The organism is Rhodococcus sp. 06-462-5 (assembly GCF_002258315.1).
Classification (GTDB): Bacteria; Actinomycetota; Actinomycetes; order Mycobacteriales; family Mycobacteriaceae; genus Rhodococcoides.
Map to the genome: position 1 here is coordinate 1 of NZ_NOYD01000041.1, position 19,364 is coordinate 19,364.

General features: G+C 65.7%; 20 protein-coding genes. 12 read left to right on the top strand and 8 right to left on the bottom strand.

Annotated elements, in window-relative coordinates; translation table 11 throughout:
- Nucleotides 1–62: 62 nt before the first annotated feature.
- Complete coding sequence (locus tag CH251_RS19370) at nucleotides 63–1,397, bottom strand: serine hydrolase (RefSeq protein ID WP_094614604.1); 1,335 nt, start codon at nucleotides 1,395–1,397, stop codon at nucleotides 63–65.
- Between the two features lie 65 nt (nucleotides 1,398–1,462).
- Nucleotides 1,463–2,659: a lipase family protein gene (locus tag CH251_RS19375; RefSeq protein WP_256979186.1), complete on the bottom strand. Its 1,197-nt coding sequence runs from the start codon at nucleotides 2,657–2,659 to the stop codon at nucleotides 1,463–1,465.
- A gap of 101 nt (nucleotides 2,660–2,760) precedes the next feature.
- On the opposite strand from CH251_RS19375, the gene CH251_RS19380 reads away from it, so the two are divergent.
- Both CH251_RS19380 and CH251_RS19385 read left to right on the top strand, forming a co-directional pair.
- Nucleotides 2,761–3,198: an OsmC family protein gene (locus tag CH251_RS19380; RefSeq protein ID WP_094614605.1), complete on the top strand. Its 438-nt coding sequence runs from the start codon at nucleotides 2,761–2,763 to the stop codon at nucleotides 3,196–3,198.
- Nucleotides 3,199–3,373: 175 nt separating this feature from the next.
- Nucleotides 3,374–5,686 (top strand): bifunctional diguanylate cyclase/phosphodiesterase, encoded by a 2,313-nt coding sequence (locus CH251_RS19385; RefSeq protein WP_094614606.1) that lies wholly within the window; start codon nucleotides 3,374–3,376, stop codon nucleotides 5,684–5,686.
- A gap of 16 nt (nucleotides 5,687–5,702) precedes the next feature.
- Here CH251_RS19385 and CH251_RS19390 read toward each other — a convergent pair whose 3' ends face one another.
- The gene (locus CH251_RS19390; protein ID WP_094614607.1) at nucleotides 5,703–6,014 is read right to left on the bottom strand and encodes an antibiotic biosynthesis monooxygenase; all 312 of its coding nucleotides are present in this window, start codon (nucleotides 6,012–6,014) and stop codon (nucleotides 5,703–5,705) included.
- 36 nt (nucleotides 6,015–6,050) lie between these two features.
- Between CH251_RS19390 and CH251_RS19395 the strand changes: the two genes are divergently transcribed.
- Together CH251_RS19395 and CH251_RS19400 are read left to right on the top strand one after the other, a co-directional pair.
- Nucleotides 6,051–6,788, top strand: coding sequence for an alpha/beta fold hydrolase (locus CH251_RS19395; RefSeq protein ID WP_094614608.1), 738 nt, complete (start codon nucleotides 6,051–6,053; stop codon nucleotides 6,786–6,788).
- Nucleotides 6,789–6,793: 5 nt separating this feature from the next.
- The gene (locus tag CH251_RS19400; protein ID WP_094614628.1) at nucleotides 6,794–7,603 is read left to right on the top strand and encodes an alpha/beta fold hydrolase; all 810 of its coding nucleotides are present in this window, start codon (nucleotides 6,794–6,796) and stop codon (nucleotides 7,601–7,603) included.
- Here CH251_RS19400 and CH251_RS19405 read toward each other — a convergent pair.
- The gene (locus tag CH251_RS19405; RefSeq protein WP_094614609.1) at nucleotides 7,600–8,484 is read right to left on the bottom strand and encodes an A/G-specific adenine glycosylase; all 885 of its coding nucleotides are present in this window, start codon (nucleotides 8,482–8,484) and stop codon (nucleotides 7,600–7,602) included. The two genes, CH251_RS19400 and CH251_RS19405, sit on opposite strands and share 4 nt — an antisense overlap.
- 90 nt (nucleotides 8,485–8,574) lie before the next feature.
- On the opposite strand from CH251_RS19405, the gene CH251_RS19410 reads away from it, so the two are divergent.
- The 3 genes from CH251_RS19410 (at nucleotide 8,575) to CH251_RS19420 (ending at nucleotide 10,921) form a co-directional block, all read left to right on the top strand.
- A complete protein-coding gene (locus tag CH251_RS19410; RefSeq protein ID WP_037195038.1) occupies nucleotides 8,575–9,201 on the top strand; it encodes a carbonic anhydrase in 627 nt (208 codons plus the stop codon).
- Between the two features lie 91 nt (nucleotides 9,202–9,292).
- Entirely contained in the window at nucleotides 9,293–10,030 is a 738-nt protein-coding gene (locus CH251_RS19415; protein WP_094614610.1) for a hypothetical protein, read from the top strand.
- Nucleotides 10,031–10,045: 15 nt separating this feature from the next.
- A complete protein-coding gene (locus CH251_RS19420; protein WP_094614611.1) occupies nucleotides 10,046–10,921 on the top strand; it encodes a hypothetical protein in 876 nt (291 codons plus the stop codon).
- Here CH251_RS19420 and disA read toward each other — a convergent pair.
- The 3 genes from disA to CH251_RS19435 all read right to left on the bottom strand — a co-directional run bounded on the left by disA (nucleotide 10,918) and on the right by CH251_RS19435 (nucleotide 14,211).
- Nucleotides 10,918–12,003, bottom strand: a complete 1,086-nt coding sequence (gene disA / locus CH251_RS19425) for a DNA integrity scanning diadenylate cyclase DisA (protein WP_094614612.1) — start codon at nucleotides 12,001–12,003, stop codon at nucleotides 10,918–10,920. The two genes, CH251_RS19420 and disA, sit on opposite strands and share 4 nt — an antisense overlap.
- Nucleotides 12,004–12,151: 148 nt before the next feature.
- Nucleotides 12,152–13,549 carry a DNA repair protein RadA gene (gene radA, locus CH251_RS19430; RefSeq protein ID WP_094614613.1) on the bottom strand — a complete coding sequence of 466 codons (1,398 nt, stop codon included), beginning with the start codon at nucleotides 13,547–13,549 and terminating at the stop codon, nucleotides 12,152–12,154.
- 53 nt (nucleotides 13,550–13,602) lie between these two features.
- Nucleotides 13,603–14,211, bottom strand: a complete 609-nt coding sequence (locus tag CH251_RS19435) for a hypothetical protein (protein ID WP_094614614.1) — start codon at nucleotides 14,209–14,211, stop codon at nucleotides 13,603–13,605.
- A gap of 288 nt (nucleotides 14,212–14,499) precedes the next feature.
- On the opposite strand from CH251_RS19435, the gene CH251_RS19440 reads away from it, so the two are divergent.
- Genes CH251_RS19440 through rlmB form a run of 5 tightly spaced genes read left to right on the top strand, consistent with a single transcriptional unit; the run spans nucleotide 14,500 to nucleotide 18,550 of the window.
- On the top strand, nucleotides 14,500–14,988 hold the full coding sequence (locus CH251_RS19440) for a CarD family transcriptional regulator (RefSeq protein WP_027494344.1): 489 nt from the start codon (nucleotides 14,500–14,502) through the stop codon (nucleotides 14,986–14,988).
- 1 nt (nucleotide 14,989) lies between these two features.
- Nucleotides 14,990–15,667: a 2-C-methyl-D-erythritol 4-phosphate cytidylyltransferase gene (gene ispD, locus CH251_RS19445; protein ID WP_094614615.1), complete on the top strand. Its 678-nt coding sequence runs from the start codon at nucleotides 14,990–14,992 to the stop codon at nucleotides 15,665–15,667.
- Nucleotides 15,664–16,128 (top strand): 2-C-methyl-D-erythritol 2,4-cyclodiphosphate synthase, encoded by a 465-nt coding sequence (ispF, locus tag CH251_RS19450; protein WP_094614616.1) that lies wholly within the window; start codon nucleotides 15,664–15,666, stop codon nucleotides 16,126–16,128. Before ispD ends, ispF begins: the two co-directional genes overlap by 4 nt.
- Nucleotides 16,129–16,151: 23 nt before the next feature.
- Nucleotides 16,152–17,567, top strand: coding sequence for a cysteine--tRNA ligase (gene cysS, locus CH251_RS19455; RefSeq protein ID WP_094614629.1), 1,416 nt, complete (start codon nucleotides 16,152–16,154; stop codon nucleotides 17,565–17,567).
- Nucleotides 17,567–18,550: a 23S rRNA (guanosine(2251)-2'-O)-methyltransferase RlmB gene (gene rlmB / locus CH251_RS19460; protein WP_094614617.1), complete on the top strand. Its 984-nt coding sequence runs from the start codon at nucleotides 17,567–17,569 to the stop codon at nucleotides 18,548–18,550. The genes cysS and rlmB overlap by 1 nt, the downstream gene beginning before the upstream one ends.
- Before the next feature lie 119 nt (nucleotides 18,551–18,669).
- Here the strand turns inward: rlmB and CH251_RS19465 are convergent, their stop codons facing one another.
- On the bottom strand, nucleotides 18,670–19,308 hold the full coding sequence (locus CH251_RS19465) for a hypothetical protein (RefSeq protein WP_143537948.1): 639 nt from the start codon (nucleotides 19,306–19,308) through the stop codon (nucleotides 18,670–18,672).
- Nucleotides 19,309–19,364: the final 56 nt, after the last annotated feature.

Here is a 19,364-nt window from a genome sequence, read left to right on the forward strand (position 1 = left end):
GCACACGTCTGACCGTTGCAACGGTCCATTCACGCCCGACGGATACCTGCGTGAATGGACCACTACATACGTCTGAAGAGTGCAGTGGTCCATTGACGCAGGGCCCGAGCACCGAGGGCAACGGCGATGAGGGCAAGTTCGGCGAGCAGGATCCAGAACAGCAGCGCGATGTCAGGAGCCCAGCGGGCCAGGGTCGGCATCGGCGCACCGGCGAGCGCAGGCAGCCCGAAGTACAGCAATGATCCGGCCGCAAGGGCAGCCAGCGCACGCGCGGGTGCCCATCGTCCCGGGGCAGTTCCGAAGCCGAGCAAGGTTTTCGTCGCGCAGATCGCCAACAACACGGCGAGTGCAGACGACGCGATCAGCGCTGCTTCGTAGAGACCGAACCCTGCGGCACGAGGCTCGTCCAAACCGAGTCGAGTGAGCACGAGGGAGCGGGCAGCAGAGGCCAGAGCATCGGCCTCGAGTTCGCCGTATCTGTTGGTCGCGAACACCACTGCCAGGTGTCGTTCCGGAACGAGTGCGACGTGAGTGAAATAGCCTGGGACTGCACCGGAATGCCAGCGCATCTCGGTACCGTCGGGCAGCGTTTCGACGTACCACCCGTATCCGTACGCCGCGCCCGAACCCGTCGGCACCGTATCGGGACTGTTCGACGACGGAGCGGTCAGTTGCCTGGATGCGTAGCGTGAGAGTTCGTCGATGGATCCACTCAGGTAGCCGTAACCCATTCCAGCGGAGTCGATTCCGGTGTCGATGCTTCGGGGGAAGGTGAAGAACGGTACGTGGCCGGGTGCGACGGTGCCTGCGGTGTGCACTCCGGTCTCACGGGCGACGACGTCGGCGAAGGGTTCGGCGGTGACCTTCTCGACGATCGCCTGCAGCAGCAGGTAGTTCAGGCTCGAGTAGCGGAAGGTGCCGCGGTCGGCGACTCCGACGTCCAGGGTGGGGACAACGTCGAGTGCTCGCTCCGTACGCCCCCACACGTCCAGTTCGGTCACGTCGTGGGGGAGACCGCTGGTGTGGTGGATCAGGTCGTCGATCGTGACGTCACCCGGAACGATCGAATTGCTCTCCGGGAGAATCGAATTCACGGGTTCATCCAGCATCGGTGCTCGACGTTCGGCGAGCGAGTACACCGCCGCCGCCGTCACCGACTTCGAGACCGAACCCCACACGAACGGCGTTGCCTCGTCGATCGGCGCACCGTCTCCGTCCAGCCCGTACTCGACGTTCTCCAACACCTCGTGCTCGGAGACGACACGGAACGCGACCCCCGGCAGTCCGAGTTCTTCGGCGACAACTGCGATGTCCGACGCCACGTCGGGGTCCGGTGAGGTGGGGGACCCTGCGGTCAGGACTGCTACGACGGTCAGCAGGGCGTGGGCGATGCGCATGGATGGAGTGAATCAACCTCATCGCGGTCGACGCCTCGGTGAACACCCTGATTTCACACCTGAGATCAGCTTCCGTAGATAAGGCCGGCGATCCAGGGCATCACGTCGTCGTAGGCCGCCAGGGCTCCGGGTAGGTGGTTCGCGCCCTCGACCGGGATGGCCGGGAGTGCGTATTCGCGGTAGGTGATGTCTGCGCCCAGATCCCGCCAGCGCCGCAGCAGGGTGCGGCTCTGCTCGATGGGTACGGTGTCGTCCTCGACTGCGTGCGACAGATACACCGGCATGGCCGGGGCGATGCGGCCGACCGTGTTGACGGCGGTGATCTCGGCCAGAACCGGGTTGCTCAGTTGCTCGGTGAGTGGTCGGCCGTCGCGGGTCAGCTCGGTCGTTCGCACGATCTCGGAGGCCGCAGGGTCGGTGGTGCACCAGTTCTGTGCGGCGTCGAGCGCGGCTGTCCCGTCGGAGTCGAAGAGGTCGCGGATCCCCGCGGCCCGGTCCGGGTAGGCGTTGATCATCCCGTCGACCGCGAAGAGCACGGCGCTGCCGAGTCCGGTGTTGTCGAGTGTGTCGATGTTGAGCGTCGGATCTGCCGGTGGCGCACCGACATACGCTCCTCGGATGTTCAGCTCCGGTGCGTAGGTGGCGGCGAGTTCGGCGGCGGATGCGGACGCGAAACCGCCTTCGGAGTAGCCGAACAGCACCACCGGGGTGGTCGGTTCGACGTCTGCGGTTCTGGCGGCGTCGAGCAGAGCTCGGCCCGAGGCGACTCGATTCAGGTACGTGTGCCCGCCGGGTGTGCCCAGTCCCTGGTAATCGGTTGCGACGACGCGATATCCGGCCAGCAGCAGCGGCAGGATGGCCGGGGACGAGCCGACGGTCCCGAGGACTGCCGATCCGGCGCAGCGGTCCGCCATACCTGAAGTGCCGGGCGCGTACGCGATCACCGGCCGGGGTCCGGGTCCGGTCCATGGAGCCGTGGGGGTCATGGTGTATCCGGACACGACCATGGGGCGATCGTGTGTGTCGGTGGACCGATAGAGAATCCGTTCGATGTCGAATCCGAGTCCGAACCCTTTGGGCGAGTTGACGGGCAGGCTCCGGACCACCTCGCCGAGCGTCGCGGTGTCGACCGCCGGTACCGGCGCGTCGTAGAAGTCCGTCAAGGGGCGTGCGACGGCCATCGGCGTCGAGAATCCGACGATCGACAGGATCGCGGTTGCCGCGATCGTTGCCGCGCGCGAGACGTTTCGCGATTGTCGCACCCGTCGTGTCGACATCCTCGCACTCGGTAGCCCGGTCACCCCGCTGACGTTAGCCTGAGAAACAGGCCCATAGAGGGTCGACTACGAAAGGATTCGGTTCGATGCCAACTCGTACTTCACGCACAGCTTGGAACGGAACGCTGGAACAAGGTTCTGGCCAGGTCGAGCTGTCCAGTTCCGGCGCGGCGACTTTCGATGTGTCGTTTCCCAAGCGCGCCGCCGAGAATGCCGACGGCACCACCAGTCCCGAGGAATTGATCGCCGCGGCTCATTCGAGTTGCTACGCGATGCAGTTGTCGGCGCTGATCGCGGAGGCGGGCGGCACCCCGCAGAGCCTGGAGGTCACCGCCGATGTCTCGCTGGGTCCCGACGAACCGGGCTTCAAGTTGACCGGTATCAAACTCACCGTGCGGGGCGAGGTCGAGGGTCTGGACGCAGACGGCTTCGCGAAAGCAGCGCAGGCGGCAAAAGAAACCTGTCCCGTCAGCAAGGCTCTCACTGGCGTCGACATCACATTGGACGCGGCTCTCGAAAGCTGAACGGACAAATCGCCCGATGTGAGACTGGCGAACGATCGTCAGGTTTGAAATAGTTCGTTACTCGACCCATCTGCAGGGTGATTCGGTAACGAATCGTGGTCACACGTCGGGTTCGATCGGCTGTTGCGTACGTCCGGGGTATGCACCGACCGGCCTAGGAAGGATCAGCCCCACCATGTTGTGGACGCGCTTCCTGGGCCTCGGTGTGATCGCGGTAGTGGTGTACCCGCTCGCCCCGGCCGGAATACCCCAGGGTGCGTTGTACTCAATCGTGCTTCTGGCCACAATCGCCGCGTTCGTCTACCGCTACTTTCGGGAACCCGGGCCGGACAAGCGGACGTGGAAGTACATGGCCGTCGGCGTCGGCTCCTGGGGCATCGGCGACGCGCTGATAGCAATGGTGCAGGTCGGAGGAGGGCAGGTATCGACGTTCTCCTCGTCCGACATCTTCTACCTGTTCGGCTATCTGGTGATCGCCGTCGGCTTCGCCCGAGCCGCCGACGAGAACGGGCTCGTGTTCGGGCTGGAGGAACTGCTCGAATGTCTGGTGGTTGCAGTCGGTATCGGCCTCGCCACGTGGGTGTTCGTCATCTCCGACAATTCGGCGTTGTCGTTTCCGTCGGCGATGGAACTGTGGCCGGCCACGATCTACCTCACCATCGACGCATTTCTGCTCACGCTCGTCGGCAGTCTGTACCTGCTGACCCGGTCGACAACGGTGCCGTTCCTGGCGGCCGCGGTGGGCGTCGTGTTCCTGGTGTCCGCCGACTTCGCGTCCTATGCCACGGTCAACAGTTCCGAGCTCTACCGTTCGACTCTTCTGAACATGCTGTGGTTGGCGGCGTACGTGTGTTTCGGGGTGATCGCCCTGCACATCCCGGATCGGGCGGTGTCGCGGGTCGACCGGTCCAGCCCGTTCGCATTCGGGCGCACGAGATTTCTCGGACTCTCGATAGCGGTCGCCGTGACACCCCTCGTGATGGCCGTTCAGTTGGCCCGCGGAATTCCCGTTCAGCAGTGGGGTTGGGTGATCGTGGGGTCCTCGGCACTGGTCATCGCGCTCGTCGGGTGCCGAATGGCGTGCTTCCTCAATACCTTGCGGCGGCAGGCCGCCGTGCTCGAGGACGTGGCTCGGACGGACGCGGTCACCGGACTGGCCAGTCGACGCCTGCTTCGAGAGCGGTTGGACACGATGCTCGCCACCCGAGGTGATTCGGACGTTTTCACGCTCGTGGTGGACATCGATCGCTTTGCTCAGATCAACGAGACCTTCGGATACAGCGTGGGCGACAGTGTGCTGCGCGAGATCGGTCATCGCCTCGTCGCATCGGTGCGATCCGACGACCTCGTGGGACGGCTCGGCGGGGATCAGTTCGTCGTCGCCATGCGCAGGCGCCCCGCCCAGATCGACGTATCGGACACCGCCGAGCGGCTCCAATTCGCAGTCAGTAGAACGATGTTCGTGCACGACATCAACGTGGCGCTCGATGCGACCGTCGGAATCGCGGCGATCGAGGAGCCGGGGGCGACCCGGAACGACATCGAGCCGACGGAGACGAGCCCGGTCGACGGCGAGGCGATGCTTCAGCGCGCCCATGTGGCGTTGACGGCAGCGAAGGCAGGCCACACCCGCGTCGGCCGCTACGAACCCGACATGGATCGCGACCGCCACGATCAGATGCGGTTGCTGGGGGAACTCGACAAAGCCATTCGTGACCACCAGCTTCGAGTGTTCTTTCAGCCTTGCCTGGATCTGGAATCCGGCAGTGTGGATCGCGTCGAGGCGTTGTTGCGGTGGCAGCACCCACGTGAGGGTTTGATCGGACCGTCGATGTTCCTGCCCGACGCCGAGCGCACCGGCATGTTGCCCGCCATCACCGCTCTCGTGCTGGACGAGGCCTTGGCGCAGTGCAACGAACTGCGTCGACGTGGCATCAATCTGTGTGTCTCGGTGAATCTTTCGGTGAGAAACCTACTGGACGAGACACTCACCGAACAGGTCGTGGCCGCGCTGGCGAAATACTCGGTTCCCGCACACGCCTTGGAATTCGAGGTCACCGAGACGACGGCGATGACCGACCCGGTGCGCTCGGTGAACGCGTTGACGTCCCTGCGTAGCCTCGGCGCCACCATCGCGATCGACGACTACGGCACCGGCTACAGCTCGTTGGCCTACCTGCAGACCCTGCCGGTGCAGACTCTCAAGATCGACCGCTCGTTCGTGTCGAAGATGAACACCGACGACACCGACGCATCGATCGTGCGCTCGACCATCGACCTGGCTCGAAGCCTCGGGGTGCGGGTGGTGGCAGAGGGAGTCGAGGACGCGGGCACGTTGGATGCGCTCCGAGAGTTGGGCTGCGACGGTGCCCAGGGCTACTTCCTCGGTAGGCCGATGCCCGCCGAGTTCCTGGCCGATGCTGTGGCGAAACTGGATTCGGAGATGCCGACGAAACTCGAGTGGGAGCTCGCCCGCGAACGCATCTGAGCGGACGCGTGCGCCCTCAGGACGTGGCAGGCACGTCCAGTACGACCTCGAATTCGAGCAGTGCTGCCCCGGACGAGACCGGCTTCGCGGAGCCGGCTCCGGCGTGAGCCTCCCGCGACGGTCCCGCTGACCACGCCTGGAACGACTCCTCGTCCTCCCACTGGGTGACGACGAAGTAGCGCGACTCGCCCTTGACCGGCCGCAGCAGTTGGAACCCGAGGAAGCCCGGGGAGCCGTCGACCGACCCGGCGCGCGCGGCGAAGCGCTTCTCGAGTTCGGGGCCTGCGCCCTCGGGTACGTCGATCGCATTGATCTTCACAATGGCCATGCCCGCGAGGTTACTCCGCCGATATGCTCGACGGTGATGCTCTACGACGAGGGTGGATCCGGCCGTTCGATTCTGCTGTTGCACGGGCTGATGGGCAGCGCCGCCACCTGGCGGCGGCAGGTTCCGTGGCTACGAGAATTCGGGCACGTGCACACCTACGATGCGCCCGGGCACCGTCGCCCTGCGCCTACCGAGATCACGACCGAGTTCTTCGTGGCCGACCTGCTCGGCCATCTCGAGGCGTTGGGTCCCAGTGTGCTGATCGGTCATTCGATGGGCGCACTGCACGGTTGGTGTGCGGCCGCCGAGGAACCCGACCTGGTCACCGCCATGGTGGTCGAGGACATCTCCCCGGACTTCAGGGGACGGACCGCCGATGACTGGGCAGCGATGATGCGGGCGTGGCCGCAACCCTTTCCCGACGCCGAAGCGGTGCTGGCGTTCTTCGGAGATGTTGCGGGACAATACTTTCTGGATTCCTTCGTGCGAAGCGACGACGGCTGGCGCCTGCACGGTGAGGTGGATTTCTTCGAAGCGATCTCGCAGGAGTGGGGGACTCGGCACTTCTGGGACGAGTGGGATGCCGTCGACGCGCCGGTGTTGCTGATCGAAGGCGAACACACCATCACCCCGGCCGGTCAGATGCAGCGGATGCACTCGGGCAAGCCCGGATCGTCCTACGTGCGGATCGACAAGGCGGCGCATCTGATTCACGACGAGGCTCCCGAGCGGTATCGCACGGCGGTCGAGGAGTTCCTGCGCGCACTAGGATGATCCGAATGCCTCTCGCGAAGCTCAACGGAATCGACCTCAACTACGACGTCACCGGCGACGGTCCGCTCGTGGTGTTGGTGATGGGCACCGGTAGCCCGGGACGGGTCTGGCGAACCCATCAGGTTCCGGTGCTGGTAAAGCAGGGGTACCGGGTCGTCACGTTCGACAATCGCGGTATCGCACCGTCTTCCGAGTGTGCGAGCGGAATGACGCTCGACGACCTGGTCGCCGACACCGCTGCCCTCATCGAACACCTCGGTGGCGGGCCGGCACGGGTCGTGGGCACCTCGATGGGAGCCCGCGTGACTCAGGAATTGGCGTTGGCCCGCCCGGATCTGGTGTCGCATGCAGTGATGATGGCCACCTTCGGCAAGACCACCACTTTTCGTGCGCAGATGTCGAAGGGTGAGAAGGATCTTCACGACGCCGGGGTCGAACTCCCCGCGTCGTACCGCGCGGCGATGACTGCGATGCAGAACTTTTCGCCGAAAACTCTCGCCGACGACTCGGCGATCGGTGATTGGCTGGCAATCCTCGAATACTCCGGTGGCAGAAAGACTGCGGGTATGCGCGCGCAGATCGGACTCGAAATGCGTAGCGGGGGCGATCGATTGGCGGCGTACCGGAGGATCGCGGCCAAGTCGCTCGTCATCGGATTCGCCGACGATCGCATGATCCCGGTGCAGCAGTGCCGCGACGTCGCCGACGCCATACCCGGTGCGCGCTACGTCGAGATCGCCGACACCGGTCACTTCGGCTACCTCGAACGCCCAGAAGCAGTCAACGCTGCGCTGGTCGAATTCCTGGCGTCCTAGCCGTCCGAACCCTCACCCGCAAGGGCGAACAATCCCGACTCGGTCTGTTCGATCAATCCGTCGGTCAGCAGTGAATCGAGAGCTCGGTCGCGTTGCGTCGGGTCGGTGGGCCAGACGATGTCGAGTTGGGCGCGCTCGACCGGTCCTGTGCTCTCGCGCAACACCGACATGAGCTTGCCGCGAACCTGACGATCCGTGCCCGCGAACTTCTGGACCTTCTTGGCCGGGCCGGTGTGCGCGGGCCTGCCTGCCTCGATCCAGGCGCACTCCGGCAGCGGGCACAGCAGGCATGCCGGATTCTTGGCGGTACAGATCAGTGCGCCCAATTCCATCAACGCCGCCGAGTAGCGGGCGGCGCGCGGGACGCTCTCGGGGAGCAACTGTTCGACGTCGGCGAGATCCCTTGTCGTGGATGGATTTCCAGGTTCGGCGTTACCGTGCAACGCACGCGCGACGACGCGTCGAACATTGGTGTCGACCACCGGAACTCGCTGACCGTAGGCGAAACACGCCACTGCGCGCGCGGTGTATGCGCCGATGCCCGGCAGACCCAACAGTGTCTCGACGTCGCTGGGTACCTCGTCGCCGTACTCCTCGGCGAGGACCCGCGAGCACTCGTGCAACCGCAGTGCTCGACGCGGATAGCCCAACTTGCCCCAGGCTCGGAGCACCTCGGCCTGCGAGGACGCGGCCATCGCCGACGGCACCGGCCAGCGCTCCACCCACTGCTCCCAGATTGGAGCGACCCGCACCACCGGCGTCTGCTGCAGCATGATCTCGCTCATCAGGATCTGCCACGCGCTGACGCCGGGCCGCCGCCACGGCAGATCGCGTCCGTCGGTGGCGAACCACCCGAGCAGTGCGTCGGCATCGATCGGCAAGTGGTCGCCCTTCTCGTCGTGTCTGTGATCGGTCCCAACAGTAGTCAACCCGACTCGCCGGTAACTCGATCCACGTGCACAATGAAACACATGCCTGCTTCGAATCCGATCGCTGCCTGGAAGTCCCTCAAGGAAGGCAACCAACGTTTTGTCTCCGGAGAGGTCCTGCACCCGTCGCAGGGCATCGAGGATCGTGCCCGCCTCGAGAGTGCTCAGCACCCCAGTGCCATCCTCTTCGGTTGCGCCGACTCGCGAGTTGCTGCCGAGATCATCTTCGACCAGGGCCTCGGCGACATGTTCGTCGTGCGTACCGCCGGTCACGTGGTCGATTCCGCGGTTCTGGGCTCCATCGAGTACGGCGTCGCCGTCCTCGCGGCCCCGCTGATCGTGGTGCTCGGCCACGATCACTGCGGTGCAGTCAAGGCGACCGTCGACGCCCTCGAAAGTGGTGACGTACCCGGTGGCTACATCCGCGACGTCGTCGAACGCGTCACCCCGTCGGTGCTCTCGGCCCGCCGCGACGGCTACCAGGCCGTCGACGAGTTCGAGGCGCGCCACGTCGAGGAGACCGGCAATCTGCTGATGCAGCGCTCGCGGATCGTCGCCGAGAAGGTCGAAGCCGGGGAACTGGCGATCGTCGGCCTCACCTACCAACTGTCGAAGGGCCACGCGCAGTTGCGTGAGGTCATCGGCGACATCGGCGAAATGCCTGCCTGATCCGGCTCGGATGCCATCGCGGTGAGTTCGTTGACGCGACACGCCGCGTGGGCTCAGGGATAGCGTGGCTTCGGCCGCATACGGTTGATTCGTGTTGGAACCGACCGGGCCTTTGCCTCCCGAAATCTACTGGCGACGCCGTGCGCTCGCCATCGGTGCGGCCGTTGTCGTCCTCGGATTGATCGTGTGGTTCATCGCCTCGCTCAGTGGCGGTTCCGACGACACCGCGGCCGCTCCCGCCGGCGTCGTTGCGGCTCCGGCGACATCCTCGGCTCTGCCCTCGCCCAGCTCTTCTGCCTCCGACGCCGATTCCGCCGGTGCGGGTGGCTCCGGTGGCGGTTCCGGTGGTTCCGGCGGCGCGGGTGGAGCCACCGACTCCGCTGCCGGCGGTGGCGCAGCTGCGACCACCAGCGGCGCGCCTGCTCCCGTGATCGCCAATCAGTGCCCGGATCAATCGCTCGCGATCAAGGTCACGCCGGAGCAGGCCACCTACCGTCTGGGCGAAGAGCCCGTGTTCACCGTGGTCATCACCAACATCGGCTCCACCGAATGTCAGCGCGACGTCGGTGCCGGGTTGCAGCAGGCGCTCGTCTACACCCTCGACAATCAGCGCATCTGGTCCAACATCGACTGCTTCCCCAACGCCGCATCGGATCTGCGCACCTTCAAGCCCGGCGAACAGGCCGGCTTCACCGTCAAGTGGTCGGGTACCAACTCGGTTCCCGGATGCGGCGAAGAGCGCATCCCGGTCGGTGTCGGTGCCTACCAGGCAATCGCCCAGCTCGGCGAGCTCAAGAGCGCGCCGGAGCCGTTCAACATCACCGGCTGAGTACGGTCGAACCTCATGACCACCTCGACAGCTCTCGCTCGCGCCGCCTACAAGACGCTCGAACCCTTCCACGTCACTGCGTACTTCAATCCCGAACTGGGATCGGCGTACGAGGACACCGGCCTCGACGGGCACGCCTGGTACGTCGGAGCCAGGGCGGCCCCGATGGGTCCGTGCGCGCCGAGTGTCGTCGCTGCTGCGTTCTACAACTTCAATCCGGCACTGATCGAGCGTGCGTGGCCCGCCGCAGTGGCCGTCGGACTGGACGCGGTGTCCGAGCGTCGGTGGGCCCTGCTCGACTCCGTTCTCGGCACGGCTCTCGGCTCCCTCGCGGACGACCCCGCGCTCACCGAGTTGGCGGGGCGTCTGGGCGATATCGGCGACACCGCCTCGTTCGCGGGCCGGCCGCTCGCCGCCGCGTGGCACTCCGCCGCTCGACCCGAGGTACCGCATCTCGCGCTCTGGCACTCGATCACCGTCCTACGCGAATGGCGCGGCGACGGCCACCTCGCCGCGCTGATCGACGCAGAACTCGACCCAACGGAAGCGGCCGTCTTCCACGAGGCCGACCGGCCGAACCCGCAGCCCGGCCGTCGGGCGCTCGGCAAGCGAATCACGCAGCTCACCCGGGAATGGTCCGAGAGCGAATGGGGTTCTGCCGCAGAACGACTCGCCGGCCGCGGACTGCTCACCGTCTCCGCCGAGGGCGAGACGTTGACCGATGACGGCGTCGCGCTCGATCAGCACATCGAGGATCGCACCGACATCATGGCGTCGGCCGTGTGGAAGAACGTTCCGGACGCCGAGCAACTGATCACCGGTGCGCGGCCGTACGTGAAGGCCGTGATCGACGCAGGCTTCCTGCCGGGGACGAAGAAGAAGGCGTCCTAGTCGTACGGACCCGAGATCGAGGCCTCGGCGAGTCTGGAAAGGCCTTCGCGGATGTGACGGGCCCACAGTCCACCGATGCCGTCGACGGACTGCAGGTCGGCTGCGGTGGCCGCGAGCAGCCCCTGCAGGGTGCCGAAAGCGCCGACGAGTCGGTGAATCTGGCTGAACTGCAACCTCGGAACTCTGGTGAGTACCCGGTACCCGCGGGGGCTCATCGGGGTGTCGAGGGCCTCGATGGTCGCGGGATATCCGAAAGCTCGGGCCAGCGTCGTCAGATCCAGAAGATCGACGTCGGTCAGCTTGTCCAGTGCGGCGAGCGCCTTCTCGACTCCGGTGGTGTTCGACGGTTCGTTGCCGGCCAGGTAGTCACGGACGATCAGTTGACGATCGACGTCGTTGTCGCCCAACAACTCTTCGAGCTGGAGCGCCAGCTGCCTGCCGTCGGTGCCGAGTTCGAGAACGTTCTGCTCGATCTCCACCGACACTCGCCGCACCATCTCGAGACGCTGCGCGACGGTCAGGGCGTCGCGCAGGGTCACGAAGTCCTCGATCTCGACGACAGAGAGTTGACGGGTGTTGTCGTCTAGCCTGGCCTTGTAGCGCTCGAGGGTCGCGACGGCCTGATTGGCGCGCGAGAGGATGGTGGCCGAGCCTTCCACGACGTGCCTGACGCCACCGATGTAGACGCTGACGATGCTCATCGATTGGCTCACCGAGACGACGGGATAGCCGGTTTGCATGGCGGTTCGCTCGGCGGCGCGGTGCCGGGTGCCGGATTCGACAGTGGGGATCTTGTGGTCGGGCACGAGCTGCACATTGGCGCGGACGATTCGCTTGCCGTCGGTCGAAAGCACCACTGCGCCATCCATTTTCGACAACTCGCGAAGTCTGGTCGGCGCGAACTCGACATCGAGCTCGAACCCGCCGTCGCAGATGGCCTCGACCTCGTCGTCGTATCCGAGGACGATCAGGCCGCCGGTGCGGCCGCGCAGAATTCGCTCGAGACCGTCGCGCAGGGCGGTTCCCGGTGCGAGCCGGGCGATGGTCTCGCGCAACGCTGGGGACGGCGTGGTGCCCTCCATGGCCAACCCCCTCGTGTCATGGCAGCGGCTTGGACTCAGGCTGCGGATACTGTGCGAACAAAGAGTACTGCGCTGCTACATGCGGCAGCCCGACAAAGAATACTGCGCTGCTACATACGGGCAGTCAGGCAAAGAATACTGCCCGGTGTCATACGGGTCGCATACGCGTGTAGGTCAACGCCTCGCCGACGTTGGTGACGGTCTTGACCTTGATGCCGTCCGGTATGGGGCCGGCGTCCTCGGGGACGATGGCGTAGTTGAATCCCAGTCGGGCGGCTTCGGCGAGGCGGCGACCCAATCCGGCGACGCGGCGCACCTCGCCTGCCAGACCCACCTCGCCCAGAATCACCATGCCCGGCGGAAGTGGTTGATCGCGGACCGCAGACGCCACGGCCGCGGCCAGCGCGAGATCGGCAGACGGTTCGCTGGTACGCATTCCACCGACCGTCGCCGCGTAGACCTCGGCCTTGGACACCTTGACCCCGCAGCGGCGTTCCAGCACGGCCAGGATCATCGCCACGCGGGCGTGGTCGAGCCCGCTGACCGCGCGCCGGGGCGACGGCATCGCGGTGTCCACGATCAGTGCTTGCAGCTCGGCCAGCAGCGGCCGTTTGCCGTCCATCGTGACGGTGACGGCAGTGCCGGGCACGGCGTCGCCCCGATGATGCAGGAACAGCCCGGACGGATCACTGATGCCGACGATCCCGGTTTCGCGCAGCTCGAAGCAGCCGACCTCGTCGGATGCGCCGAACCGGTTCTTGACGCCGCGAATCATCCGCAGGGTGGAGTGTTTGTCGCCCTCGAAGTTGAGTACCACGTCGACGAGATGCTCGAGCGACCGCGGACCGGCCACCGCACCCTCTTTGGTGACGTGCCCGACGAGCAGCACCGCAACTCCGGTCGTCTTGGCCAGCGTGGTCAGCGCGCTCGTGATGGCGCGAACCTGGGTGACGCCGCCGATGACGCCGTCGACGTCTGCGGCGAGCATCGTCTGCACGGAATCGACGATCAGCAGGCTCGGCTTGACCTGCTCGACGTGGCCGAAGACGGTGGCGAGGTCGGACTCGGCGGCGAGGAAGACGCGCTCGTGTACCGCGCCGGTGCGATCGGCCCGCAACCTCACCTGACCCGCCGATTCCTCGCCCGTGACGTAGAGCGCGCGGCGATCGGGTACCGAGCGGGCCCACCGATGCACCACCTCGAGCAACAGGGTCGACTTGCCGACTCCGGGCTCGCCGGCGAGGAGCACGACCGAACCGGGGACGAGGCCGCCACCCAGAACGCGATCGAACTCGTCGATTCCGGTGGTGTTGGCCTGCGAGGTAGCACTGCTGATGGTCGTCAGAGCAGCAGCGGGCGTGGTGGGAATCATGGCCCCGCCGCCCGAACGAAGGGCCGATGCACCTGCGCGCGTCGCGAGCGGAGCGGCAGTGGCCTGGACCTCGTCCATCGAGCCCCAGTCACCGCATTCGGGACAGCGACCGACCCACTTCGAGACCGAGTGACGGCACGCAGAGCAGCGGTAGCTCGACTTCAGTTTGACCACGCCGCGAGCCTAACGATCGGCGCCGACAGAATCGGTGCCCTCGACCGGAGTGGTCAGTGTCCGCCGCTGTGCTCGGACACTGCCTCTTCGGAGCGCTCGAGCTCGTGACCGGCGTCGACCGGAACGTTGACGACGACCTCGCCTGCGTTGGCGAACTCGAACGTGACCGGCAGCGTCAGGCCCGGGCGAACGTTCTCGGAGATGTCGGCCATCTCGACCTTGATCAGCTGGATCGGCAGCAGCGGATCGTCGAGCTGAACGTCCGCGGGCGAACCTGCGCCGAGCGCGGTCAGCGGAGCAATCTCGTTGCTGCCCGATTCCGCCTCGTCGACGATGGTGACCTGAGCCTCGGGGGAGGAGATGCCGGTCAGCTCGTCGGCCACACTCGGGTTGGAGTTGATGGCCGTGAAACCGAGCTCGACGGTGCCGCCGGGCTCGATGCTGTACTCCTGCGTATCGGGGTACACCACGTGCACGTTGCGCAGCTGGATGTCTCCGACGTCGACGGAGTTGCCGTTGACCGCGGCGACCTGAGTGGCCGTCTGGGAGATCTGACCTGCGCCGCACGCGGTGAGGGCGAATGCGCCACCGGCGAGAAGAGCGAGGGCAGCGGCCGTCCTGCGATGGCGGCCAAGCGGTGTCGCAGCGTCGATTGCAGTCACTTCGGTCGTCCTCCATGTGGTGCCGGGCCGGCTCGGTCCATCTCGTCCACTAGGCAGAGTAGTAGTTCTCGTCCACCGGCCGCTCGTGGGGTCTGTCAGCGGCCCGATGACACCAGGTGAGGGTGCCTGTCGAGTGTGGGGACCGCGGCGCGACCCACGTGAAAATGTGGCCCCGGATACACGTCGATCCGTCTGTGTCAACCCCTGATTCGGCACCACTATGCCCCTGACCTGCACCGTTGATATGAGCCGTGGTATTCTGGGTAAATCGAAAGGGGCACTTGTCACATGATTTTCAAGGTCGGAGACACCGTCGTTTACCCCCATCACGGAGCGGCGCTGATCGAAGCGATAGAGACACGCACCATCAAGGGTGAACCGAGAGAGTATCTGGTTCTCAAGGTCGCGCAAGGCGACCTCACCGTTCGAGTTCCCGCGGACAACGCAGAATACGTAGGCGTTCGCGACGTCGTCGGGCAAGAAGGTCTCGACAAAGTCTTTCAGGTGCTCCGTGCACCGCACACCGAAGAGCCCACCAACTGGTCGCGCCGGTACAAGGCCAACCTGGAGAAGCTTGCTTCCGGTGACGTGAACAAGGTTGCCGAGGTCGTCCGCGATCTCTGGCGACGTGAGCAGGATCGCGGCCTGTCGGCAGGCGAGAAGCGCATGCTCGCCAAGGCACGGCAGATTCTGGTCGGCGAGCTCGCACTCGCCGAGGGAACGGATCAGGCCAAGGCCGACACCATGCTCGACGAAGTTCTCGCTACAGCTTCCTAGAGTGAACGGTACTTCCGGCGACGTGGTCGCCCTGGTACCAGCAGCAGGCAAAGGCCTTCGGCTCGGACACGACGAGCCGAAGGCATTCGTCTGTCTGGGTACCGATTCTCTTCTGACACGGTCCGTCGACGGTCTCCGGGCCTCGGGTGCCGTCGATCGCATCGTCGTCATCGTGCCGGCCGAGTTGCTCGACGCGGCCCGCCGTCATGTCGGCGACGACGTGACCGTCGTGGCCGGAGGGCTCGAGCGCACCGATTCGGTGCGTGCCGGTCTGGCCGCCGTCGGCGACGCAGCCGTCGTGCTCGTCCACGATGCAGCCCGCGCCCTCACCCCACCGACGCTGATCGCCCGCGTCGTGGCCCAGGTGCGAGCGGGACGCTCCGCCGTCATCCCGGTTCTGCCCGTCGTCGACACCATCAAGGAAGTCGACATCATGGGCGCAGTGGTCGGTACCCCGGACCGCGCGAGTCTGCGCTCGGTGCAGACCCCGCAGGGCTTCGACGCCGACGTTCTGCGTCGCGCGTACGACGCAACATCCGATATCTCCACCGACGACGCGGGCCTCGTCGAGCGCATCGGCGAGACGGTGCACTCCATCGTCGGCGATGCCCTCGCGTTCAAGATCACCACTCCACACGACCTGCTACTGGCCGAGGCCCTGACGAGAGGCGAGTCATGAGAGTCGGCATCGGTACCGACGTGCATCCCATCGCCCCCGGTCGGCCCTGTTGGCTGGCCGGTTTGCTCTTCGAGGGCGCGGACGGACTCGACGGGCATTCCGACGGCGACGTCGCCTCGCACGCCCTGTGCGATGCGCTGCTGTCCGCGGCGGGACTGGGCGATCTCGGATCGGTGTTCGGGACCGGTCGTCCGGAATGGGACGGTGTCAGTGGCGCCGCCATGTTGACCGAGGTCAAGCGGCTGCTCGACGCGGACGGTTTCGCGATCGGCAACGCGGCGGTGCAGATCATCGGCAATCGGCCCAAGATCGGACCTCGCCGCGTCGAGGCTCAGGAAGTTCTTTCGCGGGTGCTCGGTGCGCCGGTATCGGTGTCCGCGACCACCACCGACGGGCTGGGGCTGACAGGTCGGGGTGAAGGAATCGCGGCCATCGCGACCGCACTTGTCATGACGAGGTAAAACCACCGGTAGCATTGCTGGTCGTGACCCTTCACCTACACGACACCGAGACGAGGGCCCTGCGGGAATTCACCCCCTTGGTCCCTGGCCATGTATCGGTGTACCTGTGTGGGGCGACGGTGCAGGGTGAACCGCATATCGGCCACGTGCGCAGCGGCGTTGCGTTCGACGTTCTGCGTCGCTGGCTGCTGGCGCACGACTACGACGTCGCCTTCGTGCGCAACGTCACCGATATCGACGACAAGATTCTGAACAAGGCGCGTGACGCGGGCCGTCCGTGGTGGGAGTGGGCCGCCACCTACGAGCGTTCGTTCACCTGGGCCTACGACCGGCTCGGGGTGCTGCCGCCGTCGGCGGAGCCGCGCGCGACCGGGCACATCACCCAGATGGTGCAGATGATCGAGCGCCTGATCGAGCGCGGCCACGCCTACGCCGATTCGTGCGGTGACGTCTACTTCGACGTGCAGAGCTTCCCGAGCTACGGCGCACTCTCCGGGCACAAGCTCGACGACGTGCACCAGGGCGAGAGCGTCGCCGAGGGCAAGCGTGATCCCCGCGACTTCACGCTGTGGAAGGGTGCCAAGCCCGGCGAGCCGTCGTGGCCGACGCCGTGGGGCCCGGGCCGTCCGGGCTGGCACCTCGAATGCTCGGCGATGGCCGAGAACTACCTCGGCTCGGAGTTCGACATCCATTGCGGCGGCCTCGATCTGGTGTTCCCGCATCACGAGAACGAGCGGGCGCAGTCCATGGCGGCCGGTGACGGCTTCTCGCAGTACTGGCTGCACAACGGGTGGGTGACGATGGGCGGGGAGAAGATGTCGAAGTCTCTCGGCAACGTTCTCTCGGTACCGAACGTGCTCAAAAAGGTTCGGCCGCAAGAGCTTCGGTTCTACCTCGGTGGTGCGCACTATCGGTCGATGCTCGAGTACTCCGACACCGCTCTCGAAACTGCAGCCGTGACGTATCGGGGCATCGAAGGGTTCGTCCGACGAGCCGTCGAACGTGCCGGTGAGGTACCGATGGGCAAGTGGACCGCCGGGTTCGCCGGCGCCCTCGACGACGACCTCGGAGTTCCCAAGGCGTTGGCCGAGATTCACGCCACTGTCACACTCGGCAACACCGCGCTCGAGTCCGGTGACCTACCGGCAGCGGTGGAGTACGCAGGCAGCGTGCGGGCGATGCTCGACATCCTCGGTGTCGACCCGCTCGATCCGCATTGGAGCAGAGACAGTGGTTCCGACGCAGCCGCTCTCGGCGCGCTCGGTGTGTTGGTCGAGGCGGAGCTGGAGCGTCGAGCAACGGCGAAGGCGACCAAGGACTGGGCCGCCGCAGACGACATACGCGATCGACTTGCGAAGGCCGGAGTCGACGTGACAGATACACCCAACGGGCCCGAATGGTCGCTGGGTACGAGCAAGACCGACGAAGCAGGTTTGTGATGGCAGGCAATTCGAGTAGGCGCGGCGCGATCCGCAAGGACGGCACCAAGAAGGGGCAGGTCGCCGGTTCCGGAGGCAAGCGTCGCAAGGGCCTCGAGGGCCGTGGCGCGACGCCTCCCGCCTCCGAGCGCACCAAGCATCCCGCAGCGCGTCGGGCCAAGCTCGCCGAGAAGTCCGCGCAGAATCGCGGCGGCAGCACCGGTGGCCGCGCGGGTGGACGACCGGCAGGACGCAAGGCCGAGGACGGTCCCGAGGTGGTACTCGGTCGCAACCCGGTGGTCGAGTGCCTGCGCGCAGGCGTGCCCGCCACCGCGCTGTGGGTTGCCGTCGGTACCGACAGCGACGATCGACTCAAGGAAGCCGTGCAGCGCGCAGGCGATGCGCGGATCTCCATCCTCGAAGTTCCCCGTTCGGATCTGGACAAGCTCAGCGCCAACGGACTGCACCAGGGCCTGGCCCTGCAGGTGCCGCCGTACCGCTACGCGCACCCCGACGATCTGATCTCGAACGCGCGCACACACCAGGAACCCGCGCTGCTCGTGGCGCTCGACAACATCACCGACCCGCGCAACCTCGGTGCCGTCGTGCGATCGGTGGCTGCGTTCGGTGGCCACGGCGTCGTGATCCCGCAGCGGCGCAGCGCGAGCGTGTCGGCAGTGGCATGGCGAACCAGTGCCGGTGCCGCAGCTCGCCTGCCCATCGCGCGAGCAGTGAATCTGACTCGTACGCTCAAGGATTGGCAGTCCAAGGGCGTCACCGTCGTCGGTCTCGATGCCGGCGGCGACACCGATCTCGACACGTTCGACGGTAAGGGCCCGGTCGTCATCGTCGTCGGTTCCGAGGGGAAGGGCCTGTCGCGTCTGGTCAGTGAGACCTGCGATCACATCCTGTCGATCCCGATGGCAGGGCCGGTGGAATCACTCAACGCATCCGTCGCCGCAGGCGTCGTGCTGGCCGACATCGCGCGCCAGCGTCGCGGGTAGGCACAAACAGCGGGCCCGGAAACGTATCTGCGTTCCGGGCCAACTCCTGGTCGTACCAGATTGACCTGAGTCGGGCCTCTTCGCTATCTGAGGCGCGGCTTTGTGTCCATATCGGAGTGTCACGTGAGGTAGACCAACGCTTGCTCGCCACCTCGGCACTCGACGGGGTAGTAGCCGCTGCAGTACATGTCGTAAGGTCGTTTCGTCACCGGGCTTATGGCTGAGATCGTCATCTGGCGAGGCTGACCATCCACTTCTAATGGAGCTCCTCCAGCGTCCAGATATGCGTCTCGGACCGCATTCGCGAATTCGCAACTCGTCCTTGGAGCACTTCCGTAGTTTTCGTCGCGACCGAGTTCGGCACCGGTTACAGCCGTTGCGTATGCGCCGGGCTGGTTCGAGCAGACCTTCGAGTTGATGGGTAGCTGGAAGCTCGCTGGCACGTACGCGGGTGGATGCATGAGGAAGTTCGTACTTGTTGTCGGTGCGGTGTCTTCCTTGATCTGCTCGAACAGGTACATGCATCCTGCGGTCGTGCCGATCGCCAGGACATCGAGGCCGATTGAGGCAGGTGCGGCCGGCGTCACCTTGGTTGCCACTGAAATGATCCGGATCACGACCCCAGTTAGCGAACATGCCGCGTCGACAACTATGTCGGCCTCTTCCTCCTTGCATGCTGTTGCCGTCGAAATACACGCAAGGACAAGCATGGAAGAGACAAAGCGGCGTAGTCGGAGAGAAGCGATTGATCTTGTCATTGCGATCTCCTACGGACTCGGACGAGGCAAGTGTCACGTCGACACCTGAGTCGAGT

Excerpts from the sequence above, each read along its gene's own strand:
- CH251_RS19370 (WP_094614604.1), bottom strand. The coding sequence starts at position 1,397 with ATGCGCATCGCCCACGCCCTGCTGACCGTCGTAGCAGTCCTGACCGCA.
- CH251_RS19380 (WP_094614605.1), top strand. The coding sequence starts at position 2,761 with ATGCCAACTCGTACTTCACGCACAGCTTGGAACGGAACGCTGGAACAA.
- CH251_RS19385 (WP_094614606.1), top strand. The coding sequence starts at position 3,374 with ATGTTGTGGACGCGCTTCCTGGGCCTCGGTGTGATCGCGGTAGTGGTG.
- CH251_RS19390 (WP_094614607.1), bottom strand. The coding sequence starts at position 6,014 with ATGGCCATTGTGAAGATCAATGCGATCGACGTACCCGAGGGCGCAGGC.
- CH251_RS19395 (WP_094614608.1), top strand. The coding sequence starts at position 6,051 with ATGCTCTACGACGAGGGTGGATCCGGCCGTTCGATTCTGCTGTTGCAC.
- CH251_RS19400 (WP_094614628.1), top strand. The coding sequence starts at position 6,794 with ATGCCTCTCGCGAAGCTCAACGGAATCGACCTCAACTACGACGTCACC.
- CH251_RS19410 (WP_037195038.1), top strand. The coding sequence starts at position 8,575 with ATGCCTGCTTCGAATCCGATCGCTGCCTGGAAGTCCCTCAAGGAAGGC.
- CH251_RS19420 (WP_094614611.1), top strand. The coding sequence starts at position 10,046 with ATGACCACCTCGACAGCTCTCGCTCGCGCCGCCTACAAGACGCTCGAA.
- disA (WP_094614612.1), bottom strand. The coding sequence starts at position 12,003 with ATGGAGGGCACCACGCCGTCCCCAGCGTTGCGCGAGACCATCGCCCGG.
- CH251_RS19440 (WP_027494344.1), top strand. The coding sequence starts at position 14,500 with ATGATTTTCAAGGTCGGAGACACCGTCGTTTACCCCCATCACGGAGCG.
- ispF (WP_094614616.1), top strand. The coding sequence starts at position 15,664 with ATGAGAGTCGGCATCGGTACCGACGTGCATCCCATCGCCCCCGGTCGG.
- rlmB (WP_094614617.1), top strand. The coding sequence starts at position 17,567 with ATGGCAGGCAATTCGAGTAGGCGCGGCGCGATCCGCAAGGACGGCACC.
- CH251_RS19465 (WP_143537948.1), bottom strand. The coding sequence starts at position 19,308 with ATGACAAGATCAATCGCTTCTCTCCGACTACGCCGCTTTGTCTCTTCC.